The organism is Streptosporangium sp. NPDC023615 (genome assembly GCF_040640155.1).
In the GTDB taxonomy this organism is placed as follows: domain Bacteria; phylum Actinomycetota; class Actinomycetes; order Streptosporangiales; family Streptosporangiaceae; genus Streptosporangium.
Map to the genome: position 1 here is coordinate 1 of NZ_JBFABE010000161.1, position 2,380 is coordinate 2,380.

The 2,380-nt window shown below is 70.4% G+C and carries 1 protein-coding gene; it reads right to left on the minus strand.

The window, feature by feature from the left end:
• Positions 1-2,277 (minus strand): family 43 glycosylhydrolase (locus AB0G16_RS38655; protein ID WP_362815989.1); only part of this gene is annotated, 2,277 nt, incomplete at its 3' end.
• Between the last annotated feature and the right edge of the window lie 103 nt (positions 2,278-2,380).

Below are 2,380 nucleotides of genomic sequence, written 5' to 3' on the forward strand. Positions count from 1 at the left end.
GGTGGTGGTCCAGGTGGTCCAGGCGCCGGTGGGGGCGAACGGGACGGTGCCGGTGGTGGATCCGTCGACGATCAGGTTCGCCGGTCGTGCGGTGCCGCCGCTTGCGCCGTTGGCGAAGCGGATGCCGATCGTGGCGGTGCCGGCGGCCGGGGCGTTCACCGTGAACTGGGCGTAGGCGCCCACGGCGGCGTCGCCGTTGCAGAACCCGCTGCCGGTGAAGCCGGCCTGGTTGGACTCGATGCCGCCCTGGCACACCGCCGGCGCGCTCTCCACCTCGTAACGCTGACCCGACGGTGTGTCACCGGAGGTCCTGACGAGTTCGAGGTCGTCGACGAAGAGGTGCCCGTTGCCGCTCGCGGCCCGGACGGTGACGGTGGCGGTGCCGGCCGACAGCGGGATGCCGGTGAGCTCGCGCCGGGTCCAGCCGCCGGACGCCGGGATGTTGAGCGTGCGCGAGGTGCCGGCGGCGTCGGTGACGGTCACCTGCGCGGTGCTGAGCGAACCGGTGGTCCTGGCGAACAGCGACAGCCGGTAGGTGCCGGCCGGCACGGTGATCTGCTGCCGCACGCCGCCGGCGTAGGACTGGGTGGCGCCGATCTGCAGGGCGAAGCGGGATCCTCCTGCGCCGCCGTTGGCGTTGGTCACGATCGAGCTCGGCCCGGACTCGCGGACGTTGGTCCATCCCTGCACCTGGGGGACGATGATGCGGTCGGCCTGGAAGCCGGGGTTGAGGATGTAGTTGTTGGCGGGCCCGACGCGCCACTCCCCCGTGGTGACGTTGAACTGCCACTGGCTGACGGAGTGGAACCGGGGACGGGTGCCGGACTTGGTCACCGGCATCCACTGGTTGTAGCCGATGCCGTTCCAGGCGAAGTCGGCCCAGCGGTCGCCCGCGAAGATGACCGTGTTCTGCTTGGTGCCCTTGACGCTCACGAAGAACCCGGTCTGGGTGACGTGGCTGTAGTCCATCTCGGTGCCCGGCAGGGTGTACTCGCCGGTGTAGGGGCCCTGGACGTCACCGGTGGTCGACTCCAGCACGTGGGTGACCGAGGTGTTCCAGCCGTGCAGGTCGGAGGCGGCGTGGTAGTACTTGCCGTCGAGTTTGAACATGGCGTTGCCCTCGCGGCCGGAGGAGTTCTGGCCGATCTGCACCCCGGGCTCGATCCGCAGCGAGTCGGACTCCCTCAGCTTGGAGACGAAGGCGCGCGAGCGTCCCTGCCGGTTGGAGAAGATCAGGTAGTCCTTGCCGTCGTCGTCGGTGAAGACGGTCTGGTCTCCGGTGCTCGTCGTGGGAGAGTTGACGATCTGGGTCTGGAAGTGGGCGTAGTCGAAGGTGTCGGTGGGCGAGTCGCCCCGCAGGATCAGGACCCCGTCCCCGCCCATCGACGGGAGGTAGGCCTGCACGACGAGCACGTACTTGCCGGTGTTCTCGTTGTAGGAGACGCCCAGGCGTCCCACCCAGCCCGCCTGGCCGAGGGTGGCCCCGCCGCTCAGGCCGGTGGAGCGGGTGGCGACGCGGCTCTCGAACTTCCAGTTCACCAGGTCCTTGGAGGAGTACACGGGGATCGAGACGAACGAGACGTCGCCGTCGTACTTCCTGGTGGGGTTGGCCCGGTAGAGCTCGGCGCCCGTGTAGTGCACGCCGTACCAGTAGTAGGTGTCGCCGAACTTGAAGACGCCGCCGCCCTGGGAGTAGATGGGGTTGCCGCCGGTGTCGTTCCAGAAGGTGTCGTTGGTGATGGTCTGGAACGTCCCCTCGTCGGCGGCCGTCAGGTTGCCGGCGGCGGTCACCAGCGCCGTCTTGGCGTCGGCGACCTGCGCGGCGGTCGCCGACGCGTCGGTGGCGACACCGGCCGCGGTGTTCAGCGCCCTGGCGAAGGGCGTCCAGGAGGCTGCGGTGTAGCCGCTCGCGGAACGGGTCCTGTAGTCCGCGACCAGCTTCTTCAGGCCGCGGACCATCACCAGGCCGTCGGCGGCCTTCTGGAGGCCGGTGCGGGCGGCCGCCTCCCCGCCCTCCCGCTGCGCGAGCGCCGTCGCCTTCCTGGCCGAGGAGAAGGCCGCCCACGACTCGGCGGTGTAGTCCGCGGCGGAGTGACCGGAGAGGTGACCGGAGGGGGCCGTCTCAGTGCCGGCCTCAGGACCGGCCGCCGTGGCGGAGACGTGGCCGGAGGGCGGCGCGGCCGCCGTGGCGACGGCGCCGGGCGCCGCCGCCACGAACAACAGTGCCGCGGCGGCCACCCCTCCCCGCCTCAACGTCCTGCCCAAGGTTCGCATCATGGTGTCGCCTTTCGTTTCGTGGTGCCGGCGCTCCGTGCGCTCAGCCATTGACGTCGAGGTGGTCGATGTTGGGGAGTCCGGCCGTGGTGGTCGGGTCCAGGCG